This is a genomic window from Lentzea albidocapillata (assembly GCF_000719115.1).
Lineage (GTDB): Bacteria > Actinomycetota > Actinomycetes > Mycobacteriales > Pseudonocardiaceae > Lentzea > Lentzea albidocapillata.
Genome location: NZ_JOEA01000013.1, coordinates 238,046 through 260,174 on the forward strand (window position 1 = coordinate 238,046; position 22,129 = coordinate 260,174).

Below are 22,129 nucleotides of genomic sequence, written 5' to 3' on the forward strand. Positions count from 1 at the left end.
GCCTCGTTGCTGAGAAGAGCGCCGCTTCCGTCGGGGGAGCGGCGCTTTTTCGTCAGAGCTTCGAGACCATCTCCTCGGCCATGCCCCTCGCGGCGGCTTCGAGCTCCGCGACGTCGGGCTTGGCGTTGGTGAAGATGCCCGCGTCCCAGCCGGAGAGATCGACCTCGACGACGGTGTCACCCTTTCGCACGATGATCGAGATCTCGGTGAACGCCGACTTCGTCTCCACCAGCACGGCCGTGGCCTCGTCACCGAGCCCTTCGAGCGGTTTCTGCTGCGGTGTGCCCTGGTTGTTGGCCATGTTCTGGGCGACGACCCGGTCGAAGTCGGTCTCCGCCTGCTCCTGCCCGCTGGAGACGTAGACGTTGCTGTTGCGCAGACCGGAGCCGTCGACGCCCTTGGTCTGGTTCCACGAGCAGCTCGTGCGCGTGCCGTCCGACAGTTTTGCCTCGCGTGAGCCCAGGCCGTTCGGGTTCGTCGTGCGCGCCTTGGCGAGCGCGGCCTCGGAGATGTTGCCGCACAACGAGGGCAGCTTGTCGGCGCGCTTGCTGGTGCCGCTGTCCTCGTTGGCGTCGAGGTACAGCACGAGCCCCGTGATGACCCCGGCGAGCACCAGCGCACCGACGATGATGCCGACGACCAGTGGCGCCTTGCTCTTCTTGGGTGGCTGCGGCGGACCCCAGCCCGGTTGCTGCCAGCCCTGGTGCTGTTGTTGCGGCCAGCCCTGCTGCGGTGGCTGCTGATGCCAGCCGTGCGGAGGTGGTTGGTTCATGGTTTCCCCAGTTCCCAGTAGTGCTGAAGGCACCGTAGATGACCTTCCGGACGCGTGTGACCGTGTCCACCAAAAGGGTGACGTCCCGGCGTTGACAGAAGGGTGTGTCCACGCGCTACGATCATCTCGTTCGTTCGAACAGGAGTTCGAATAAGCAAGTCGCCGAACTTCCCTCGGCGGTCGTGCACAGGGGTGCGCACGGTCCGTGACGGGAGGTGGGTGGAGTGTCCAGGTCGGCAACGGCGTCGTTGGCCGCGCTCGGGGTGAACCCGGCCAGCGAGCTGACCAGCACCACCACCGACCACGCCACGGGGCGGGTCCTGCCGGTTCGCGGGGAACTGGCGGGCCTGCTCCCGTGGGGCGGCTTGCGGCGGGGCAGCACGGTGTCGGTGGGCGGATCGACATCGTTGCTGCTCGCCCTCCTGGCGGGCGCGACCGCCGACGGCTGCTGGGCCGCCGTGGTCGGCCTGCCCCAGATCGGGGTGCTGGCCGCGGCCGAACTGGGCGTGGCGGTGCAGCGCCTGGCGCTGGTCCCACGTCCGGGTTCCGACCCGGGCCCGGTCATCGCGGCCCTGCTCGACGGCATGGACCTGGTGGCCGTCGCCTGCCCGCTACCTCCCTCACTGGCTCGCCGCCTGACGGCCCGCGCCCGCCAGCGCCGCGCCGTGCTCATCGCCTGCGGCACCTGGCCGTCGGCCGACGTGGCGCTGACCGCGGAGTCCGTGAGCTGGAACGCCCTGCGCGACGGCGCGGAAACGTTGCGGCGCCAGCAGATCACCGTGCGCAGCGGCGGCCGTGGCTCGGCAGGGCAGGCCAAGCACGCGTTGCTGACGTTCGGTACGGAAGAGATCGAGCTCCCGCTGGTGGCCGGTGGACCGGCCCGCTCCGACGAGCCGGCTGATGCCGGTCCGGGCCGGGCCGACGAACTGGCCGCCAAGCGGGCGGACAGTGCCGCCATCAGGCGGACGGAGGCGGTCGAGCGCCTGGTCAGGCTGGCGCAGAAGGGCCCGTCGGCATGAAGGACACGCGTCTGCTCGCGGTCTGGTGCCCCGACTGGCCCGTCATCGCCGCCTGCGCCGCCACCGGCACCGCTCCGCACGTGCCGGTGGCGGTGGTCGACGGCAACGAGATCGTGTCCACCTCGGCCGTGGCGCGCAAGGAGGGGATTCGGCGGGCCATGCGCAGGCGCGCGGCCGAGGCGATGTGCCCGGAGCTGATCACCTTCGAGCACGACCCGCAGCGCGACGCCCGGTTCTTCGAGCCGGTGGCGGAGGCCGTCGAGGAGCTCGCGCCCGGCATCGAGGTCGTGCAGCCCGGACTGGTCGCGGTACCGGCGCAGGGGCCGGTCGGCTACTTCGGGACCGCGGAGCAGGCGGCCGAGCGGATCGTCGACCACGTCGCGAGCCGCACCGGGACAGAGGCCCAGGTCGGCGTGGCCGACAGTCTGTTCGGGGCCACGAAAGCCGCGCACCGCAACGTGATCGTGCCGCCGGAGCGGACCGCGGAGTTCCTCGGACCGTTGGGAGTGCACGAACTCGATGCCCCGGAGCTGGTCGACCTGCTCAGGAGGCTCGGGCTGAAGACGCTCGGCGCGTTCGCGGAGGTGCCGGAGAACGCGGTGGCGTCCCGGTTCGGCGGGCCGGCGACGAGGCAGCACCGGCTGGCGCGCGGGTTGCCCGAACGCCCGCTCGACAAGCGCAGGCCCGCGCCGGAGCTGGCGGTCACCGAGACCTTCGACGAACCGGTCGAGCGGATCGACGCCGCCGCGTTCGCCGCGAAGATCCTCTCGGAACGGCTGCACGAGAACCTCGCGGCCCGCAGTCTCGCGTGCACGCGGCTCGGCATCCACGCCCGCACCGAGAACGACGAGGAACTGGGCCGGGTGTGGCGGGCCGCGGAACCGCTGACACCGAGGGGGATCGCGGACCGGGTGCGCTGGCAGCTCGACGGCTGGCTCACCCGTGAACGCCTCACCTCCGGCATCCGCACGCTCACCCTCGAACCGGTCGAGGTCGTCAACGGCACCGCGCTCCAGCTCGGGTTGTGGGGCCACGACGACGAACGCGCGGTACGTGCGTTGCTGCACGTCCAAGGGCTGCTCGGCCCGGACGGCGTGCTCACCGGGGTCATCGACGGCGGCAGGGGACCGAAGGAGCAGGTCAGGCTCGTGCCGTGGGGTGACGAGCGAACCCCGGCCGCGCACCCGGACCACCCGTGGCCCGGTCGGCTGACCAGGGCGCCCGCGACGCTCGCCGACGACCCCGCGGAACTGAAGGACTCCGAAGGTGTGGAGGTCGGCGTGACCGGCAGGCTCGAACTCACCGCGAGGCCGAAGAACCTGACCGTCAGAGGAAGAACGCGCGAGATCACCGCGTGGGCCGGGCCGTGGCCGGTCGACGAGCGGTGGTGGGCGCCGGACCCGCACCGGGCCGCGCGCATGCAGGTGCAGACGAACGACCAGGCGTTCCTGCTGATCCGCAGGGACCAGAGGTGGTTTCTGGAAGGGGTGTACGACTGATGCACGACGAGTACTGGGACCTGCTGGAGACCCTGATCCCGTTGCCGCGCAGGGAAGCCGATGGGCTGGAATAACCCACCGGTCCGCTGGCGGGAGCTGGAACGGGCGCTGTCCGGCAAGCCCTACGAGCAGAAACCCGACGGCGGCGACGGTCCGGGGTGGGGAAGACACCGCGACCGCTACGCCGCCCCACCGGGTTTCGCGCTGCACGCGGACGAGATGGCGGCCACCCGCAAGCGCGTCCCGTACGCGGAGCTGCACTGCCACTCCAACTTCAGCTGGCTCGACGGCGCGAGCCACCCCGAGGAACTGGTCGAGGAGGCGCAGCGGCTCAAGCTCGACGCCATCGCGATCACCGACCACGACGGCATGTACGGCGTCGTGCGGTTCGCCGAGGCGGCCAAGGAACTGGGCATGCACACGGTGTTCGGTGCCGAGCTGAGCATCGGACTGAGCAGGCCCGCCAACGGCGAGCCGGATCCCGAGGGCGACCACCTGCTTCTCCTGGCACGCCAACAGGACGGCTATCACGCGCTGTGCCGCACGCTCACCACCGGACACCTCGACGACAACGCCGAGAAGGGCAAGCCCGTCTACGACATCGACCAGATCGTCGCCGACACCAAGGGTGACGTCGTGGTTCTCACGGGCTGCCGCAAGGGAACCGTGCGCCGGGCGCTGGTGAGAGAAGGCCCGGAGGCGGCGTTCGAGGAGATCGTCCGGCTCACCGACCTGTTCGGCAAGGGACGTGTCCACGTCGAGCTGACCGACCACGGCCTGCCCGAGGACAGCCGGCGCAACGACATCCTCAACGCGATGGCGCAGAAGCTGCAACTCCCTGTCGTGGCAACGAATGCGGTGCACTACGCGACCCCGAGCCGCGGCAGGCTGGCCGCCGCGATGGCCGCCGTGCGCGCACGAAGCAGCCTCGACGACATGGCAGGCTGGCTGCCGCCGTCACCCGCCGCGTTCCTGCGCAGCGGCGAGGAGATGTTCCACCGGTTCCGCCGATTCCCCGGCGCCGTGCACAACGCCGCGTTGCTCGGCATGCAACTGGCGTTCGACCTGCGGCTGGTCGCGCCGAAGCTGCCGCCGTTCGACGTGCCGCGCGGCCACACCGAGATCACCTGGCTGCGCGAGCTCACCTACGAGGGCGCGCGGCAGCGGTACCCCGACGGCGACGAGAAGGCGTTCCGCCAGATCGAGCACGAACTGAGGATCATCGAACAGCTCGGCTTCCCCGGCTACTTCCTCGTCGTGCACGACATCGTGGACTTCTGCAAGCGCAACGACATCCTCTGCCAGGGCAGGGGCAGCGCGGCGAACTCCGCGGTGTGCTTCGCGCTCGGCATCACCAACGTCGACGCGGTCCGCTTCGACCTGCTCTTCGAACGGTTCCTCGCCCCCGCCCGCGACGGCCCTCCCGACATCGACGTCGACATCGAGTCCGACCGGCGCGAAGAGGTCATCCAGCACGTCTACGCGAAGTACGGCCGCAGGCATGCGGCGCAGGTCGCGAACGTCATCACCTACCGAGCCCGTTCCGCGGTGCGCGACATGGCCCGCGCGCTCGGCCACTCGCCGGGCCAGCAGGACGCGTGGAGCAAGCAGATAGACAGGTGGGGGCCGCTCGGCACCACCACCGACGACTGCGACATCCCGCGGGACGTGCTGGAACTGTCCGCGCAGCTGGAGAACTTCCCGCGCCACCTCGGCATCCACTCCGGCGGCATGGTGATCTGCGACCGCGCCGTCAGCGAGGTGTGCCCGGTGGAGAAGGCGCGCATGGACAAGCGCACGGTCCTGCAGTGGGACAAGGACGACTGCGCGTCCATCGGCCTGGTGAAGTTCGACCTGCTCGGCCTCGGCATGCTCTCCGCGCTGCACTACGCGATCGACCTCGTCCGCGACCACGAGGGCGTCGACGTCGACATCGGCCGGCTCGATCTCAACGACCAGCGCGTCTACGAGATGTTGCAGAAGGCCGACTCGGTCGGCGTCTTCCAGGTGGAGAGCCGCGCGCAGATGGCGACGTTGCCGCGCCTGAAACCGCGCGAGTTCTACGACCTGGTCGTCGAGGTCGCGCTGATCAGGCCGGGCCCGATCCAGGGTGGCTCGGTGCACCCGTACATCCGGCGCCGCAACAAGCAGGAGGAGTGGGACTACGACCACCCGTTGCTGGAGAACGCGCTCAAGAAGACCTACGGCGTGCCGTTGTTCCAGGAACAGCTCATGCAGATCGCGGTCGACGTGGCCGGCTTCACCGCCGCCGAGGCCGACGAACTGCGCCGCGCGATGGGCGCCAAGCGTTCGACCGCCCGCATGGAACGCCTGCGCGACCGCTTCTACGAGGGCTGCGCCGCCCAGGGCATCAACGAGGAGCTGGCCGGCCGCATCTACGCGAAACTGCTGGCGTTCGCCAACTTCGGCTTCCCCGAGTCGCACGCCCTGTCGTTCGCGCATCTGGTGTTCGTGAGCGCGTGGTTCAAGCTCTACCACCCGGCGGCGTTCTGCGCGGCCCTGCTCAGAGCCCAGCCGATGGGCTTCTACTCGCCGCAGTCGCTGGTGATCGACGCTCGCCGCCACGGCGTGACGGCACACGGTCCGTGCGTGAACAGGTCGCTTCCCTGGGCGGGCCTGGAACCGTTCGAGGGCAGGAACGCCGTCCGCATCGGCCTGTCCGCCGTACGCGGCATCGGCGACGCGGACGCCGAGCGGATCGTTGCCGCACAACCGTTCCGCGACATGGAGGACTTCGGCACCCGAGTGCAGCTCACCGCGGCCCAGGTGGAGGCTCTCGCCACGGCGGGCGCCTTCTCCTGCTTCGGCCTGGAACGCCGCGAGGCGCTCTGGGCGGCCGGCGCGGTGGCCGCGATCCGGTCCGATCGCCTGCCCGGCACCGTGGTCGGCGTCGACGCACCCGCGTTGCCGGGCATGGACGACGTCGAACTGGCGGTGGCGGACGTCTGGGCCACGGGCCTGTCCCCGGACAGCTTCCCCACCCAGTTCGTCAGGTCCACTTTGGACTCGATGGGTGCGCTGCCGGTGGACGCACTCGCCTCGGCCGAACCCGGCACGCGGGTGCTGATCGGCGGCGCGGTGACACACCGGCAACGGCCGGCGACGGCGGGTGGCGTCACGTTCCTCAACATCGAGGACGAGACGGGGATGGTGAACGTCGTGTGCTCGCCGGGATTGTGGGCCCGGTACCGGCGGGTGGCGCGCGGCAGTGGCGCGATGCTCGTGCGGGGCGTGGTGGAGTCGGCCGACGGCGTGGTCAGCCTGCTGGCGGACCGGTTGCAGCACCTGGACCTGCGGATCCCGTCGAAGTCACGGGACTTCCGCTGACGCCCGTGGAGATCAGCAGCCTGGATCGGTGATGGTCTCGTACCAGAGCGAGCCGGGGAAGACGGCTTGGAGCTGCTCGTCGATCCGCTCCACCTGCTGCAGGACGATCCACACGCACTCCCGGAGGCGGGCCCAGAACGCCTCCAGTTCCTCGATCGGTGCATTGAAGGCGGGCTCTTCCAGCGTTGTCATGACTTGCGCCGCCGCGCGCCACCGCCAGGAGACCTCGACCAGTTGGGCCACCGACGAATTGATGAAGTCCACCGAGGGGTGGTACAGGTGAGGGCGGTACGGTCGCAGGTCACGATGGATGTCCTCGACAGTCATCGGTCTTTTGCGGATCGCCAGAACTCTGCCGTCGCCGGCCACCGCGCCCATCCGCGGGGTGCCCTCCCACGATCCCCATCCGCCCAGCAGGTAGAGCCGGTCCTCGGGGGTGATCATGAGGCTTTCGAACGGGCCCGCGACGTTGGGCACGAGCACCGGTTCGGTCGCGGCTTGGAAATCGGGTGTCTTGACCCCGTCGTTCGGCAGCCCCCACCGCGACAGTGCGTCGAGATCGCGTTCCGGCAGCCGCCACTCGCGCAGCACCTGCTCGGACGGGCACGTCCGAGCGCCGACGTCGACGATCGAGTCCAGTGGTGCTGTCAGCACTTGGACGAGCCGCTCTTTCCCCAGAGACACGGGGTTGGAGCGTAGTTCCCCTGCCAGGATTCGAACCTGGTCCTCCCGCGTAACAGTCGGGCGTGCCGCCGCCAGCACTTCAGAGGACTGGAACAACCATCACTGCGTGGCTCCCCGAAAGGCGCCTTTCCGTCGGATGCCCGCGAGTCGAACGCGGTGTGTCCTCATCCCAAATGAGGTGGGTTGCCGTCTCCCTCGCACCCGTGAGTACCCCTGCCAGGAGTCGAACCTGAATCTCGGCGTTCGTAGCGCCGCACTCTCTCCATTGAGCTACAAGGGCAAGAATTAAATGCATGACAAACAAAGAGAGCCGCCCTTGTCGGTTTCCCGATGGGCGGCTCCCTGAATGGCCTTGATGCTCATGCCACTACAAGGAGCTCACCTGCGAAAACGGTCGCGAGGAGCCGGGGCGTCGTGAGGAGCGCACGCAGGTGACGGCGCTGCTGAACCGCCGCTCCTGACTCTGCAAGCTCGCCATGACGTTCCCCTTGGACTCGGTGTGTGGCACAAGTATTGCGGCGGGCACTGCCTGCCGTCAATCAATTTCTTAAACGCGGTCGTAAGTCATGAACGAAACTCCGCTCTCGAACAGTCGCGCATCCGTGCGCTGGAACTTCCTGATGTCGGCTTTCCCGTCGAACAGCGGGATACCTCGCCCGAACACCACGGGGTGGATCTTGAGCAGCAGCCGGTCGATCTCGGGCAGCAGTTCGGCGGCCAGTTTGCCGCCGCCGCACAGCCAGACGTCGAGGCCGTCCTCCGCCTTGAGTGACCGGACGCGGCCGATGGCATCGGAGCTGATCACCTCGACATCGGACGGGGTGCCGGTCACCTGGGTGGACACGACGAACTGGCGCAGGTGCGCGTAGGGCGAGGCCAGGCCGCCGGGGACCTGGTAGGTGTGGCGGCCCATCAGGACGGTGTCGAAGTGCTGGTTGGGCGCGTCCGTCAGGCCGAACGGCTCGCGGAACTGGGTGGGCAGCGTCTCCGGGTAGTGCGCGTTGATGCCGGCCATGTGGTCGCCTTCGAAGATGAACCCGTCGTAGGTCCCGTCCTCGGCCGCGATGAACCCGTCGAGCGTGACGGCGACGTAGTACACGAGCTTTCGCATAACAGACCCCCTGAGCTGTCGTTGAACCACGACAACTGTAGTACTATGACTGTAGTGGTTGTCAAGGAGGCGGCGTGGTCCGGAACGAGGCACGGCGAACTGCTCTGTTGGACGCGGCGATCGACGTCCTGGCGCAGGAGGGTGCGCGGGGGCTGACCTACCGCGCGATCGACGCGAAGGCGGAGGTGCCGGCGGGCACGGCGTCGAACTACTTCGCGAACCGCGACGAACTGATGTCGAACGTCATGACGCGGGTGCACGAGAGGCTCATGCCGTCCGACGAGTCGGTCGCGGAGTCGCTCGCGTTGCCGCGCGACAGGTCGCTGACGGTGAAGTTCATGCACGACATCATCAAGCGGGCGGACGCCGACAAGGCCTGCTACCTCGCGATGATGGAGCTGCGGCTGGAGGCCACGAGAAGGCCGGAGATCCGCAAGGCGCTCACGAAGACGATCGCCGACAACATCGAAGCCAACGTCGCGTTCAACGAGGAGTCGGAGCTGCCGGGCGACCGGATGACCGTCGTCTCGCTGTACTTCGCGATGACGGGGCTGATCTACGAACGGCTGACGCTGCCGGACGTGGTGGCCACCATGGACCTCGACGAACTGGTCGAGGTCATGGTGAACCGCGCTATCGGCTGAGCGGGCCGCCAGTGATCGTCAGTGCGACGGCGATCACCACGACGCCCAGCGTCGAGTACAGGAACGCGTCCATGCCACGGCCGCGGATCTTGATCAGACCCGCCTGCTCGTCGGTCACGAGGATCCGCAGCACGGCCGCGACCAGCAGCGACACGCCGAGCAGTACGGCGCCCTGCCGCCAGTGGTACTGGAAGATCCGCACCAGCCCGAGCGCGCCGACCCCGAGCACCAGCGCGAACGGCAGGTGCTTCGCGGGGCCGGAACGCCAGCGCTGTTCGGACATGAGCGCCTCGGCGTCAGACCGCTGCATGAGCGCGCTCGGCGGCTTCGACGGTGTTGGTCAGCAGCATCGCGACCGTCATCGGGCCCGCGCCACCGGGGATCGGGGCGAGCCAGCCGGCGACCTCGCGGACCTCGGGGGCCACGTCGCCGACCAGGCCGGCCTCGGTGCGGGTGATGCCGACGTCGACCACGGCCGCGCCCGGCTTGACCATGTCCGCGGTGATCAGGCCCGGGCTGCCGGCGCCGGCGATCACGATGTCCGCCCGGCGCACCTCCGCCGCGAGGTCCTTGGTGCCGGTGTGGCACAGCGTCACGGTGGCGTTCTCGGAGCGGCGGGTCAGCAGCAGGCCGATCGGGCGGCCCACGGTGACGCCGCGGCCGATCACGGTGACGTTCGCGCCCGCGATCGGCACGTCGTAGCGGCGCAGCAGCTCCACGATGCCGCGCGGCGTGGCGGGCAGCGCGGCTTCCTCGCCGAGCACCAGCTTGCCGAGGTTGACGGGGTGCAGGCCGTCGCCGTCCTTGGCCGGGTCGATGCGCTCCAGGATCGCGTTCGCGTTCAGGTGCTTCGGCAGTGGCAGCTGGACGATGTACGCGGTGACCTCGGGGTTCGCGTTCAGCTCGTCGATGACGGCTTCGAGCTCCTGCTGCGTGATCGTCTCCGGGAGGTCGCGCCGGATCGACTTGATGCCGACCTTCTCGCACGCCCGGTGCTTGCCCTTGACGTACGAGTGCGAGCCGGGGTCGTCGCCGACCAGCACGGTGGCCAGGCCCACGGAGCCGGGCAGCGCGGCGACCCGCGCCTTCAGGTCCTCGAACAGCGCGTTCCGGGTTTCGTTGCCGTTGAGCAGCGTCGCAGTCACGTCCTCATCTTCCCATTGGGCAGGGCCGCGACGCCCACCGACACCAGCGTCAGCACGACGCCGATCACCGTCGGCAACGCCAGGTACCCGCTCACCGCGTCGAGCAGCACGGCCCCGATGAGCTGGCCGCACACCGCGCACAGCCCGACCATCAACACGCCGATGAACCGCACCGACATGATCGCGCCACCCACGCCCACGATGCCCAGCAACCCGCCGAGGTACAGCCACCAGGCAGAGGGGAACGCACCGGGCACGCCACTCCACGTCACGGCGTTGACCAGCAACAACGCCACCGTGCCGACGCTGAAGTTCACCAGGATCGTCGCCATCGAGTGGGCCGCGGCCTCGCGCACCAGCCCGTTCACCGCCTGCTGCCAGCCCATCAGCAGGCCCGAGATCAGCGGCAGCACCGCGAGCCACAACGCGCCGGGCGACGTGAACTGGTGCGACACGGCGATAGTGACCGCGATAACACCGACCGCCGCTCCGGCGACACGTGTCTTCGTAATCGGCTTCGACTCACCGGGACCGACCCCGAGGTTGTCCATGACCATGCTGCTCACGACCTGCCCGATCACGACCGCGACCGTGAACACCGCCACACCGATGGTCGCGACCGCGAGTCCCTGGGAGCCCACGAGCACCGCGCCGCTGATGCCGCCGATGCACTCCCACCAGCGGATGCGGCGGCGGCGCAACGCGTCCCGCAGTCGCACCAGGCCGTCCCGCCCGGACTGTCGCGTCAGGACCACCGCGAGCAGCACGAACCACCCTCCGGCGAAGGAGATCAACGCCGCCAGCAGTCCGTTGCCCAGTGATTGGGCGAGTGATCCGTTGACGCGCGCCTGGACCGCGATCGCCACTCCGCCCGCCGCCGCCAGCAGACCGCCGGTCACCTGCGCGGACCGCGTCACATGCCCTCCAGACAGGTCAAAGGTGTTCTTGATCAGCTTTAACCTTGCACGTCCACCACGTTATGGTCGTGCCTCCACCGTTCGGCGCAGTGGCGGGGGACGTGTGCGATCCGGCGAGTTGCGGGGGAAGATGTTGGCGTGTCCGAGCCGAAGCCGTTGAACCCTACCGAGCAGGACGCTCTGGTTAAGCAGATCGGCCTGACTCTGATGCGGGCCGCACCAGAGGACTGGCGCAGTGTGATCGCGCAGTACCGCGCCACCGGCCGGTACTTCGAACTGGAGGCCGAACTCAAGCTGCAGGACGGATCCAAGCGCGCGTGGCAGGTGCCTCAAGAGGTGGCCTCGCTGTTCGCGCGCCTGCGGGCCGGCATGCACCGCGAGGGCCGGGGCAGCTGGACCAACGCCAGGTACCAGCTTGATCACCCCTCCAGCTACAACCTCGACTTCGACCGCGCGGAGCCGAGCTGGCAGACCCCGCCGCCCCAGCAGGCGTACGTCGACGAGATGCGGTTCTTCCCGCGTGTCGAGGAGAACATCCCGGACTGGCTGCGCCGCAGGATGAACCCGCCGACGCCGGTGTTCCGCACGGCTCGCGTGTTCGACGGCGCCGGACCGAACGGCCGTCCGTCGGTCAACCGCCCGCCGGTGCCGGAGCCCGAGGTCGCGCCGCTGCTCACGTACCTGTCGAACGCGCCGGTCGCCGTGGCCGGGCGCGGCTTCGACAACGACGTGCTGCACCCGGACGCGCCGCCGGTCGTGCCGTCCGGGTTCCAGACGGACGGTGTGTGGATCTGGCCCGCCGGGGTCGCCTACTACCTGCGCAAGTACGGCGTCCCGCCCGAGCCGGACCTGGTCGAACGGGCGCGTGCCGCCGCGTTCGGCCTGCCCGAGGTCAGCGAGGAGTCGAGGCTCGGCGCCGCGGCGAACCTGGGCGCTCCCGCCGCGCCTCCCGGCACCGTCGTGCCGACGCCGGTCGAACCGGAGCCGGAGCCCGCACCCGCGGCGGACGCGACGCAGTTCGTCGCGGCCCCGAAGCTCGAGGCCGAGGACGGGCCGGAGGAGTACGACTTCGAGCCGATGTACCCCGAGCCGATCGCGGCCGAGGTGACGACCGAGCAGCCGCAGGTCGCGCCGGAGCCCGTGGCCGACGACCTGGGCGAGACGCTCGCGGTGGCCGTGCCGCCACTGGCCGGTGACGGTCCTCCCTACCGGGTCGTCTTCGACTCGGACGGCGTGGCGGACACGGTCGACGAGAGGACCCTGCGCGACACGTACGGCGCGGGCATGGACCTCTTCGCCCCGCACCCGAGCGAGCTCGCGGAGGAGCAGGAGCCCGTGCGGCAGTCCGCACCGGAGATCGTCCGGCAGCCCGTCCGGGACATCGTTCCCGAGCCGGTCGAGGAGTTCGTCGCCGAGGAGCCGAACGAAACGGTCGCCCTGGACGAACACGAAGACGTGGACGTCGCCGAGGAACCCGAGATCCCCACCGCAGGGCCGGACGAGCCGGTGCTCCTCACGCACCAGGCCGAAGCGGAACTCACGGACCACCTGGACGCCGAGACCGAGGAACGTCCGCGCGACCTCATGCAGGACACGATGGCGTGGAGCCCGGTCCTCGACGAGCCGCTGGAGAGCCCGGCCGAGGTCACCGAGGAGCACCCGGTCGTCCCCGCGGCCGAGGACGAGCCGGACCTCGCCGAAGAGGAGATCGAGTCGACGACGTCGTTCGAGGCGGCGGTCGAGCCGGAGTTCGACGACCGGTTCGACCCGCGGCTCGACTCGCACTTCGAGCCGGAGCCGGTCGCGGAGCCCGAGGTGCTGCCCATGGCTCCCGCGCCCACGCGTTCCGAGGAGACCACCCAGTTCGACGCGGCGCTGTTCCAGGAGACCGAACCGGAGCCCGAACCCGAGCCGGAACCGGAACCGGAACCGGAACCGGAACCGGAACCGGAACCGGTCAGGCCACCGCGGCAGGTCACGCCGGAGGAGGACCGCGAACTGGCGGGCACCCGCCGTGCGCTGGACGACCTCAACGTGCCGCACGGCGTGTTCCGGATCGGCGGCGAGCCCGCCGACCGCACGTGGTCGCTGCGCCTGGACGGCGACAGCTGGGAGGTCAGCTGGTTCGACCACGGCCCCAAGAACCCGGTGCGGTTCGACAAGGTCGAGGACGCGTCGGCGTACCTGGTGGGCAGGCTGGTGCTGGGCAACTTCCGCACGATCCCCCCGCGGACGCCCCAGCCACCGCAGCGGCCGATGACCAACGGCTTCCGCGAGGAGCCGCGCCGTCCCGTTCCGCAGCGCCCGCCGCTGGCACCGCAGGTCCCGCCCGCGCCGATGCCGGCACCGGCCGCCGCCCCGACGAAGGTGCAGCCGGTTCCGCCGCCACCCGCACCACAGCAGGCTCCGGCGCTCTCGCCGGTCGCCGCCGCCGTGGCGCAGGAGGAACCGCCGAAGCGGAAGTTCCCGATCTCGCCGCTCGCGGGCGAGCCGCCGCTGACGTTGTTCCGCCACAAGCAGATGTTCGAACTGCCGGCGGGCACCGAGGTCGACCGCTACGGCGACCAGAGCGGCAACCTCGTCTACGTGGCGGGCACACCGTTCCCGGAACGCAGCCTCGTGCCGTCGTGGATCAACCGCCCGTACCGCGTGTACCGGTTGCGCCGCCCGCTCGAGGTGCTGACCGGCGTGGCCGTGCCGTGGTTCGAGCAGCCGGGCGGCGGTACCGCCTACCTGCTGCCGAAGGCCGTCGAGGAGATGGTCTCCGAAGGCATTCTGGTGGAGATCACGGGATCAACTGACAACTAGTCCGTAGGCGGCCGCGAAAGCGATCGCCTGCTCGATGTCGATCAGGGCTCCGGCGAGCTTGGCTTGCCGGAGCCCGTTCGCGTCCACCTTCGCCCCGCGCAGGTCCGCGCCCTCCAGCTTGGCGTCGAGCAGCCGCGCGCCCATCAGGTCCGCCTGGCTCAGGTCGGTGTTGCGCAGGTCGGCCTCGCTGAGGTTCGTCTCGCGGAACCGCTGACCGCCCAGCTTCAGGTCGTACAGCGGCGCCTTCACGAACGACGCCAGCGTGAAGTCGACCTCGGTGAAGGTGATGGGCCGCAGCACGCAGTCGACGAAGTTCGAACCCATGAGGCTGCACGAGGTGAAGCTCGACCGGGTCAGGACCGCACGGTCGAAGGTGCACTGCCGGAACGCCGTCGCGGTGTGCTTCGACTCGCCGAGGTCCGTCCGGGTGAAGTCGCATCGGGTGAAGGTGCACCCCGCCGTGACGAGTTCGCGAAGGTCGGCCTCGGTGAAGTCGCAGTCGGTGAAAGACCGCTTCTCCCAGTGTTGTCCGTGCAGGTTCGCGTCGGCGTAGTCCTCGCCAACCTCTTCGACCAGGTTGTCCACTCTCACACTCTGCCATTGACCACGTGTTGGTAACGTGCGGGACGCCGGGCGACCTGCCCGACGTCAACGAGGACGATCGTCATTCGGGAAGGCTCATGACCCGCACGCCCGTGAACGTCACTGTCACCGGTGCAGCCGGCCAGATCGGCTACGCACTGCTCTTCCGCATCGCTTCCGGCCACCTGCTCGGCCCGGACACCCCGGTCAACCTGCGGCTGCTGGAGATCACCCCCGCGCTGAAGGCCGCCGAGGGCACCGCGATGGAGCTGGACGACTGCGCCTTCCCGCTGCTCAAGGGAATCACGATCACCGACGACGCGAAGACCGCGTTCGACGGCGTCAACGTGGCCCTGCTCGTCGGCGCCCGCCCCCGCACCAAGGGCATGGAGCGCGGCGACCTCCTCGAGGCCAACGGTGGCATCTTCAAGCCGCAGGGCGAGGCGATCAACGCCGGTGCCGCTGACGACGTGAAGGTCCTCGTGGTCGGCAACCCGGCCAACACCAACGCCCTCATCGCCCAGCAGCACGCGCCGGACGTCCCGCGCGAGCGCTTCACCGCGATGACGCGCCTGGACCACAACCGCGCCCTGTCGCAGCTCGCCAAGAAGCTGGGCGTCGCGGTCACCGACATCCAGAACATGACGATCTGGGGCAACCACTCGGCCACCCAGTACCCGGACCTGTTCCACGCCAAGGTGGGCGACAAGACCGCCGCCGAGGCCGTGAACGACCAGGCGTGGCTGGAGAACGACTTCATCCCGACCGTCGCCAAGCGCGGCGCGGCGATCATCGAGGCCCGTGGCGCGTCTTCCGCCGCGTCGGCCGCGAACGCCGCCATCGACCACGTCCACGACTGGGTCAACGGCACCGACTGGACCTCGATGGCCATCCCGTCGGATGGTTCGTACGGCGTGCCCGAGGGCATCATCTCGTCGTTCCCGGTCAAGTGCTCCGGCGGCAGCTACGAGATCATCCAGGGCCTGGAGATCGACGAGTTCTCCCGCGGCCGGATCGACGCCTCCGTGGCCGAGCTGGTCGAGGAACGCGACGCGGTCAAGGGCCTCGGCCTGATCTGAGTTTTTCGTGGCAGGGTGGGAACGTGCTGATCCCATGGGACGTTCCCCAGCCGCAGCTCTCCGATGACGTGCACCCTGCGCTCGCTGACGCCGCCCGTGCGGCGTCGGCGGCGTACGGGCGTGCCCGATCTCTGCACACGCGCCTCGAACTCCGCGAAGAAGTGGCGGACGGCGCCGACGGAACACCGACGATGCTCGTCGATCGCATCGTCGAGGACGCGATCCTGGAATCGATCCACCGCAGTCGCGTGAACCTGCTCTCCGAGGAAGCCGGGTTCGTCGACAACGGCTCCTCGATCACCCTCGTCATCGACCCGGTCGACGGGTCCGCGAACGCCGCGTTCGGCGTCCCTCTCTCCTGCTTCGCCGGTGCGCTCGTCGAAGACGGCACGGCAAAAGAAGCTCTGACGACGTGGTTCGACACGGGCCGTGCATGGCACGCGCGCGCAGGAGTGCCGACGTCGTTCCGCACCACCGGACGCACGACGCTCAAGGGCGCGTCCGTCTGCCTGATGCGCCCCAAGACGAGCACTCAGGACGCGTGGCTGCGCATCGCGAACAGCGCCGACCGCATCCGTGTGCTGTGCACGACCTGCCTGGAGACCATGCTGGTCGCGGAAGGCACGGTCGACGCCTTCATCGATCCGGGAAGTGACACGCACCGGATCATGGACCTAGCGACGGCGCTGGTCACCGTGCCCGCCGCGGGGGGCGTGCTGGTCGACCTGCACGGGCGGCCGTTCACGTTCGAGCCCGACCTGACCCGTCGGTGGTCAGGCGTGGCGGCAGCGACTCCTCAGCTCGCCGAGGAGTTGATCGCGACCGTTCTCAACGGCTAGACGGCGCCCCGGGGCTCGACGATGCAGTCGGGTCCGGGGAACACCAGGCCCTCGTGGCCGTCGTTGAAGCGGACGAGGTACGGCGGATGCCCGTCGGTCCCGCGCACTTCGAGGATCTCTCCGAGACGCTCCTCCAGGCCGACGGAACGGCTGTGGACGTGGAGCCTGTCACCCACTGTTGCTTGCATGGTGCTGCAACACCTCCGGTGTGCGGCGTGAGGCTTGGCACGATGAACGCGTCAAAGCGTAGGCCGCCACCGGAGATGCGCAACAGGGCTCAAGTGCTCATCCGCCGCAGGCTGAGGAGACCTTCGCGGCGAGATCGGCCTTCTGCTGCACCCAGTCCGCCGCGGAGTTGACGTTCTGCATGCCGTTGGCTGCCTCTTCGAGAGCCTTCTTGACCTGCTCGTCCGGCGAGGAACTCGCGAGGGTCTCCAGCTCCTTCGCCTTGGCCTGGGTTTCCTCCAGCGCCTTCTGCGGGTCGCTCATGTCCGGCGTGAAACCGACGAGCGAGATCGCGTCGGCGCACAGCTTCACCTTGTCCGCGGTGTTGCTGACGCCCTGGATCGCGTCGCATGCCGTCAAGCTGCCCAACGCGATGACAGCCGCGGCAAGCGGTCCAACTAGGCGCATTCGCTCTCCTTGTGACCGAAGTGTCCGGTTCTATTACTACTGATGACTCTACCGACGGATGTCTTGATCGAGTTCACGTTGGTACAGCTTCCGGATGACGTCGTCGATTTCCGGCTCCACGACGGCGAGGTCGTGGACCTCCACCTGCCGCACCACCTGGGTGATCAACTGTGCCGCCGTCGTCTCCGCTCTCCTGAACGTGAGGTGGTGGCGCAGGCCGTTGGCCTCGCTGCGCACCGCCGTCACTCCAGGGACGTCCGGTGCCGGACCCGGTTCCCTGAGGTCGATGACGAGCTCACGGTCAGGGGTGACCTCGGCGCGCAGCTCCTCCAGTGGGCCGTCGGCGAGCACCCGGCCGTGGTCGATCACCATCAGCCGCGGGCAGAGCCGTTCGATGTCGTCCAGGTCGTGCGTGGTGAGCAGGAGCGTCGTGCCGCGGCGGGTGTTGATGTCCGCGAGGAACTCCCTGAGGCGCTCCTTGGACTCCAGGTCCAGGCCGATCGTCGGCTCGTCCAGCACCAGGAGCTCCGGGGCGTGCAGCAGTGCGGCGGTGATCTCGCCGCGCATCCGTTGCCCCAGCGAGAGCTGCCGCACGGGAGTGATCAGGAACTCTTGCAGCCCAAGGAGTTCGACGCACTCGTCGAGCCGCCTGCGGTAGTCCTCCGCCGACACGCGGTAGATGGACCTGAGCAGGTCGAAGCTGTCCCCCAGCGGCAGGTCCCACCAGAGCTGGCTGCGCTGGCCGAACACGACACCGATGCGTTTCGCGAGATCGCGCCGCTGCTTCGACGGATCGACGTCGCCCATCCTGACGTGGCCGCTGGTCGGCACCAGGATCCCGGTCAGCATCTTGATCGTCGTGGACTTGCCGGCGCCGTTCGGCCCGACGTAGCCGACGGCCTCACCCGCGGCGACGTCGAACGTGACGCCGTCGACCGCCGTGACGGTCCTGTAGTTGCGGCGCAGGCCTTTGGACGTGGCTACCTTGAACTCCCTGCGGAGCTCCCTGACCTCGATCATGATCCCGTTCCCCGGTAGTGCCTGACCGCGAACCGCCACACGAACCCGGCGACGACCGCCGCCAGCGCCGCGACGAGCGGTGATGTCCAGCCGACCCAGCCAGGAAGGCCGAGCGGATCCTGCTTCCCGAGCAGCGCGAGGCTCGGGTAGTACGCGACGAACGCCCCCGGCACGATGAACGCCATCACCCAGCGCAGCGGGGCGGAGTAGACGTTGACCGGGTACGACGTGAAGGCGTTGCTGCCGTAGGTGAAGGCGTTGGCGAACTCGCGGCCCTCCACGATCCAGAAGCACACCGAGCACGTCACGACCCAGATCGCGCCGAAGATGACCGCGCCGGCCAGCGGCGTGGCGATGGTCAGCGCGACCTTCGCGGGCGTCCAGCCGATGCCGACGTGCGCCAGCGCGTAGACCATCACGGCGATCGCGCCGATGATGCGCCCGACCCTGCGCAGGCGAACGTCCGAGACCATGATCTGCGGCAGCGTGCCGAGCGGCCGCATCAGCAGCACGTCGAAGGTGCCGGTGCGGATGTACGTCGGCAGGTTGTCGAGCTGTCCGGCGAACAGGTCGGCGATGCCGAACGCGATGCCCGCGAACGCGTACATCAGCAGCACCTCGTCCTTGGTGAACCCGCCGAGCGCGCTGACGTGACCGAACAGCACGAGGATGACGACCAGCTCGATCCACTGCGCCAGCACCTGCGTGACGAGGTCGAGCGCGAACGACGCGCGGTAGGACATCTGGCTTCTCAGCCGCGCGCCGATGAGCCTGGGGTAGATGGAGTCAGCCACCCTGCACCACCACCCTGCGCACCGCGCGTTGAAGGACCAGATGACCGGCCGCGAGCAGCGCCACGGCCCAGAACACCTGGTAGAGCAAGGTTCGCGCCGGGTCGCCGTGTCCGAGGAACACGTCGATCGGCGCCTGCATCAACGCGGGGAACGGGGTCATCCACAGCACGTCCCGAGCCCACTCGGGAAAGAACGCGACCGGCACGGTGAGTCCGCACAGCAGGCCGGACGTGACGTTCCAGAACCCGTACAGCCCCCGGTTGTCGAGCAGCCAGAACGCGCTGACGTCGATCAGGAACCGGCACGCGAAGCTGATGACCAGCGCGATGACCGCGCTGACCAGGAACAGCGGCCACTGCACCGGGCTGGCCGGGAACTGGAACGGGAACAGCAGCATGCCGAACACCATCGGCGGCGCGAGCCTGGTCAGGAACGCGTACCCGCCGCGGCCGAGGTCCTGCGCGAGCAGAGCGCTCTGCAGGTGCCACGGCCGGTACAGGTCGACCACGACGTCACCGGATCGCACGCGCTCGGCGAGCTCGTTGGTTCCCCACAACAGGATGAACCCGAGCAGCCCCTGCCCGATCCAGACGTACGTGTTGGTGGCAGCGATGCCGTACTCCGCGATCTCACCGTTCGCCGCCTGGAGAGCGGCGACGAGAACGGCGGCCCGCAGCAGGCCGAAGACCACGTTCGCGGTCATCCCGGCCAGCATCGCTTGTCGGTAGGTCGAGTACCTTCGGAATCCAGCAATGATCAAATCGGCGTGAACACGCACGTCGGTCAACGTTAGTGACCGTCGCAAGTGGATTTAGCGTCGCTAACCGCCGAACGCGCTGGTGACGACCTCCCCGGCCTTCGGCTGCGAGCCGAGGCAGAGGAAGTAGTTGCGGCTGCCGTCCTTGAAGCCGACGGCCGTCATCTTCCAGCCCGTCGTGTCCACCCTCGGCCGCGAGTTCGCCTTCATCACCGCGGGCGTGCAGACGTCCTTCAGCTCGGGCGAGGCCATGAGTTCGTCGGAGTCGACCGCCGGGATCTCCCCGGAGAGCCAGCCGCCGGAGAACGCCTCCCAGTGGTGCAGGTCCGCGCAGCTTCCGACCTTCCGGGAGACCGCGGGCATGCCGCCGATGTTCGTGACGCCGCGGAAGCAGGTCGACTTGTCGATGCAGAACCCGGCGTCGCACTTCTTGAGGTACGGCGGGATGTCCTCGGCACCGCCCTGCTGGCTCGTCGACGGCCCGGCGCCCTGGGCGGTCGTCTGCTCCTTGCCGAAGGGGTTCCACATGACCAGGCCGACCACGACCGCGACGACGAGCCCCGCCGCGCCGGCGAGCAGCTGCCACGCCTTGCGCTTCGGCGGGGGAGGGACCGGCACGGTGGGCATCCGCATCGGGTCGATCAACTCGTCCCGCAACTGCGTGGCGCTCGGCGTGCGCAGGTTCGCGTCCGGGTGCAGAGCCCTCGCCAGCGCCTCGTGCAACGCGGGCGGCACCCCCGGCACCGCGGGCACGGGCCGGCGCAGGATCTCCCCGAGCTGGTCGAAACTGGTGATCGGCCACGGCACCGGACGCGGCGGCTTGCCGGCCAGCAACGTGTAGAGCGTCGCCGCGAGCGAGTAGACGTCGGCCTGAGGCGTCGGCTCGGCCATCGCGAACGCCTCGGGCGGCGCGTAGCTGGGGCTCAGGGCGTCCCTGGTGACCGTGCTGCCGCCCTGCGCGTCGAGCAGCGCCGCGAGCCCGAAGTCGGCGAGCTTCGGCGTGCCGTAGCGGTCGACGAGGATGTTGGCGGGCTTGATGTCCCGGTGCAGCACGCCTTCCTGATGTGCTGCGGCGAGTGCGTCGGCGAGCTTGATGCCGAGGTCGCGGACCCGCTCGGGATGCAACGGACCCTGTTGGTCGAGCTGGTCGGCGAGCGACCCGCCCGTGCACAGCTCCATGACGATGTACGGCGTGCCATGGCCGGTGATGTTCGCGTCGTGCACCCCGACGACGTGCGGATGCCCCGACAGCTTCGCCGCCGCCTGCGCCTCACGGAGGAACCGCCTCCGGTCCCGCTCGTCGACCAGGACCCGGTTGTCGATCTTCACGGCGACGTCACGACCGAGTTGAGCCTGATGGGCGGTGTAGACGGTGGCGAACCCGCCCGCGCCCAACGGTCTCAGGTCGGTCAGGCCGGGAATGTGGGGTGCGGTCACGCGCGGCAGCTTAGTTCCGCACCCCGACAATCCCGGCGCTAGACCGCGCAGTTCAGCGTGCCACTCCGGAGCGCGTGACTGCTCGTGTTGTCGTCGTCCGACCAGAGAACGACCTTCTTGCCGTTCACGCAGCTCGGCGAGATCGCGAAACCCTCGAGGTTCACGTTCGGCAGCGTCGACGGCCGGTTGTACGTCGCCGTGGCCTTGAACTTGCCGCTGCTGATGGCGAGCGTCGTCGCCCGGCCGCTGCAGTGGTTGTCGCAGAGGCTCCACAGCTTGCTGCCGTCGAACTCCAGGTCCATGACCTGGCTCTGCCCGCTCGCGAACCTGCTCAGCAACTTGGCGCTGGATCCCTGCAGGGCGTACACGTACACCTCACCGGTGGCCTCCAGCCCGACGAAGAACAACCCGCTGCCGTGACCGGGGTAGTCAGCGGGGTTGTAGGTCCTGCCGCTGTCGTCCTTGAAGCCGTTCCGCGTGAGGAACGAGTCCGGCACCCACGAGATGGCCTCGGGCCCGTCGTTGGGGTCGACCTCGGGCATGCCGCCGAGTTCCCACTCGGCGACCGCGTTGCTGCCGGTGCCGTACTTGAGGATCTTCGGCGCGCTCACGTCACCGTCGTTGTTGTCGCGCTCGACAGCCACGAAGAGCCCGTCCGGAGTGCTCACGACCCCTTCGGCGTCGGGGTCACCCTGCCCGTCCGCGAACTTGAGCGACCGCTTCTGGTCGACCTTCCACGTGCTTCCGCTCGGCACGAGCCGGTACAGCGTGGAGGGCCCGTTCTTGACCGCCCACACGACACCCGGACTCTCGAACGACAGCCCGCTCAGGTTCTTGCCGAAGACGTTCGTCCCGTCCGCGTACTTCGTGGCGGAGTCACCCGGCCACGACGTCGCCGCGCCCGCCGGAAGGCCGGTCAACCCGAGCACGAGGACCATGAACACGCCGATCACCTTGATGCGCAACGCAAACGCCCCTTCTCTCACGAGGCAGCAAGATCGCACCTCGCGCAGACTGGCGGCGGACGTCCAGTGCACCAGA

At 69.1% G+C, this 22,129-nt stretch carries 21 protein-coding genes and 2 tRNA genes; 7 read left to right on the forward strand and 16 right to left on the reverse strand.

All coding sequences use genetic code 11. The features are described 5' to 3' along the window. Positions 1-52 precede the first annotated feature (52 nt). Positions 53-772: a hypothetical protein gene (locus tag IG04_RS0121200; RefSeq protein WP_030478413.1), complete on the reverse strand. Its 720-nt coding sequence runs from the start codon at positions 770-772 to the stop codon at positions 53-55. 224 nt (positions 773-996) lie between these two features. Here IG04_RS0121200 and IG04_RS42735 point away from each other — a divergent pair, with 224 nt between their 5' ends. Genes IG04_RS42735 through IG04_RS0121215 form a run of 3 tightly spaced genes read left to right on the forward strand, consistent with a single transcriptional unit; the run spans position 997 to position 6,638 of the window. After that, positions 997-1,791 carry a hypothetical protein gene (locus IG04_RS42735; protein WP_063758296.1) on the forward strand — a complete coding sequence of 265 codons (795 nt, stop codon included), beginning with the start codon at positions 997-999 and terminating at the stop codon, positions 1,789-1,791. Continuing rightward, positions 1,788-3,290 carry a DNA polymerase Y family protein gene (locus IG04_RS0121210; RefSeq protein ID WP_030478415.1) on the forward strand — a complete coding sequence of 501 codons (1,503 nt, stop codon included), beginning with the start codon at positions 1,788-1,790 and terminating at the stop codon, positions 3,288-3,290. The genes IG04_RS42735 and IG04_RS0121210 overlap by 4 nt, the downstream gene beginning before the upstream one ends. Before the next feature lie 60 nt (positions 3,291-3,350). Then, entirely contained in the window at positions 3,351-6,638 is a 3,288-nt protein-coding gene (locus IG04_RS0121215) for an error-prone DNA polymerase (protein WP_030478416.1), read from the forward strand. A 12-nt stretch (positions 6,639-6,650) separates the two neighbouring features. On the opposite strand, the gene IG04_RS0121220 is transcribed toward IG04_RS0121215, so the two are convergent. The 4 genes from IG04_RS0121220 to IG04_RS0121235 all read right to left on the reverse strand — a co-directional run bounded on the left by IG04_RS0121220 (position 6,651) and on the right by IG04_RS0121235 (position 8,433). After that, entirely contained in the window at positions 6,651-7,322 is a 672-nt protein-coding gene (locus IG04_RS0121220) for an SUKH-4 family immunity protein (protein ID WP_159460426.1), read from the reverse strand. A gap of 15 nt (positions 7,323-7,337) precedes the next feature. After that, a tRNA-Asn gene (locus IG04_RS0121225) sits at positions 7,338-7,409 on the reverse strand. Positions 7,410-7,530: 121 nt separating this feature from the next. Beyond that, a tRNA-Arg gene (locus IG04_RS0121230) sits at positions 7,531-7,602 on the reverse strand. Positions 7,603-7,869: 267 nt separating this feature from the next. After that, on the reverse strand, positions 7,870-8,433 hold the full coding sequence (locus IG04_RS0121235) for a dihydrofolate reductase family protein (protein WP_030478418.1): 564 nt from the start codon (positions 8,431-8,433) through the stop codon (positions 7,870-7,872). Between the two features lie 74 nt (positions 8,434-8,507). On the opposite strand from IG04_RS0121235, the gene IG04_RS0121240 reads away from it, so the two are divergent. Next, positions 8,508-9,077, forward strand: a complete 570-nt coding sequence (locus tag IG04_RS0121240; protein ID WP_030478419.1) for a TetR/AcrR family transcriptional regulator — start codon at positions 8,508-8,510, stop codon at positions 9,075-9,077. On the opposite strand, the gene IG04_RS0121245 is transcribed toward IG04_RS0121240, so the two are convergent. The 3 genes from IG04_RS0121245 to IG04_RS0121255 are packed head-to-tail and all read right to left on the reverse strand — an operon-like array spanning position 9,067 to position 11,139. After that, positions 9,067-9,360, reverse strand: a complete 294-nt coding sequence (locus tag IG04_RS0121245) for a DUF3017 domain-containing protein (RefSeq protein WP_030478420.1) — start codon at positions 9,358-9,360, stop codon at positions 9,067-9,069. The genes IG04_RS0121240 and IG04_RS0121245 overlap by 11 nt on opposite strands. Before the next feature lie 13 nt (positions 9,361-9,373). Beyond that, positions 9,374-10,222 (reverse strand): bifunctional methylenetetrahydrofolate dehydrogenase/methenyltetrahydrofolate cyclohydrolase, encoded by an 849-nt coding sequence (locus tag IG04_RS0121250; protein WP_030478421.1) that lies wholly within the window; start codon positions 10,220-10,222, stop codon positions 9,374-9,376. Next, positions 10,219-11,139, reverse strand: a complete 921-nt coding sequence (locus IG04_RS0121255; protein WP_030478422.1) for a DMT family transporter — start codon at positions 11,137-11,139, stop codon at positions 10,219-10,221. Before IG04_RS0121255 ends, IG04_RS0121250 begins: the two co-directional genes overlap by 4 nt. A gap of 138 nt (positions 11,140-11,277) precedes the next feature. Here IG04_RS0121255 and IG04_RS0121260 point away from each other — a divergent pair, with 138 nt between their 5' ends. Then, positions 11,278-13,947: a TNT domain-containing protein gene (locus tag IG04_RS0121260; protein WP_036015320.1), complete on the forward strand. Its 2,670-nt coding sequence runs from the start codon at positions 11,278-11,280 to the stop codon at positions 13,945-13,947. Here the strand turns inward: IG04_RS0121260 and IG04_RS0121265 are convergent. Further along, the gene (locus IG04_RS0121265; RefSeq protein ID WP_030478424.1) at positions 13,933-14,532 is read right to left on the reverse strand and encodes a pentapeptide repeat-containing protein; all 600 of its coding nucleotides are present in this window, start codon (positions 14,530-14,532) and stop codon (positions 13,933-13,935) included. The genes IG04_RS0121260 and IG04_RS0121265 overlap by 15 nt on opposite strands. A 95-nt stretch (positions 14,533-14,627) precedes the next feature. Here IG04_RS0121265 and IG04_RS0121270 point away from each other — a divergent pair, with 95 nt between their 5' ends. Together IG04_RS0121270 and IG04_RS0121275 are read left to right on the forward strand one after the other, a co-directional pair. Continuing rightward, a complete protein-coding gene (locus IG04_RS0121270) occupies positions 14,628-15,608 on the forward strand; it encodes a malate dehydrogenase (protein WP_030478425.1) in 981 nt (326 codons plus the stop codon). Positions 15,609-15,631: 23 nt separating this feature from the next. Continuing rightward, a complete protein-coding gene (locus IG04_RS0121275) occupies positions 15,632-16,447 on the forward strand; it encodes an inositol monophosphatase family protein (protein WP_036015322.1) in 816 nt (271 codons plus the stop codon). On the opposite strand, the gene IG04_RS0121280 is transcribed toward IG04_RS0121275, so the two are convergent. The 7 genes from IG04_RS0121280 to IG04_RS0121310 all read right to left on the reverse strand — a co-directional run bounded on the left by IG04_RS0121280 (position 16,444) and on the right by IG04_RS0121310 (position 22,053). After that, positions 16,444-16,635: a DUF1918 domain-containing protein gene (locus tag IG04_RS0121280; RefSeq protein ID WP_030478427.1), complete on the reverse strand. Its 192-nt coding sequence runs from the start codon at positions 16,633-16,635 to the stop codon at positions 16,444-16,446. The two genes, IG04_RS0121275 and IG04_RS0121280, sit on opposite strands and share 4 nt — an antisense overlap. Positions 16,636-16,732: 97 nt before the next feature. Further along, a complete protein-coding gene (locus IG04_RS0121285; protein ID WP_030478428.1) occupies positions 16,733-17,080 on the reverse strand; it encodes a hypothetical protein in 348 nt (115 codons plus the stop codon). A 48-nt stretch (positions 17,081-17,128) separates the two neighbouring features. After that, entirely contained in the window at positions 17,129-18,100 is a 972-nt protein-coding gene (locus tag IG04_RS0121290) for an ABC transporter ATP-binding protein (RefSeq protein WP_030478429.1), read from the reverse strand. Continuing rightward, positions 18,097-18,894 (reverse strand): ABC transporter permease, encoded by a 798-nt coding sequence (locus tag IG04_RS0121295; RefSeq protein WP_030478430.1) that lies wholly within the window; start codon positions 18,892-18,894, stop codon positions 18,097-18,099. The genes IG04_RS0121290 and IG04_RS0121295 overlap by 4 nt, the downstream gene beginning before the upstream one ends. Further along, a complete protein-coding gene (locus IG04_RS0121300; RefSeq protein WP_245815893.1) occupies positions 18,887-19,597 on the reverse strand; it encodes an ABC transporter permease in 711 nt (236 codons plus the stop codon). The genes IG04_RS0121295 and IG04_RS0121300 overlap by 8 nt, the downstream gene beginning before the upstream one ends. Before the next feature lie 117 nt (positions 19,598-19,714). Further along, on the reverse strand, positions 19,715-21,088 hold the full coding sequence (locus IG04_RS0121305; protein ID WP_030478432.1) for a serine/threonine-protein kinase: 1,374 nt from the start codon (positions 21,086-21,088) through the stop codon (positions 19,715-19,717). A gap of 38 nt (positions 21,089-21,126) precedes the next feature. Next, the gene (locus IG04_RS0121310; protein ID WP_245815895.1) at positions 21,127-22,053 is read right to left on the reverse strand and encodes a hypothetical protein; all 927 of its coding nucleotides are present in this window, start codon (positions 22,051-22,053) and stop codon (positions 21,127-21,129) included. Positions 22,054-22,129: the final 76 nt, after the last annotated feature.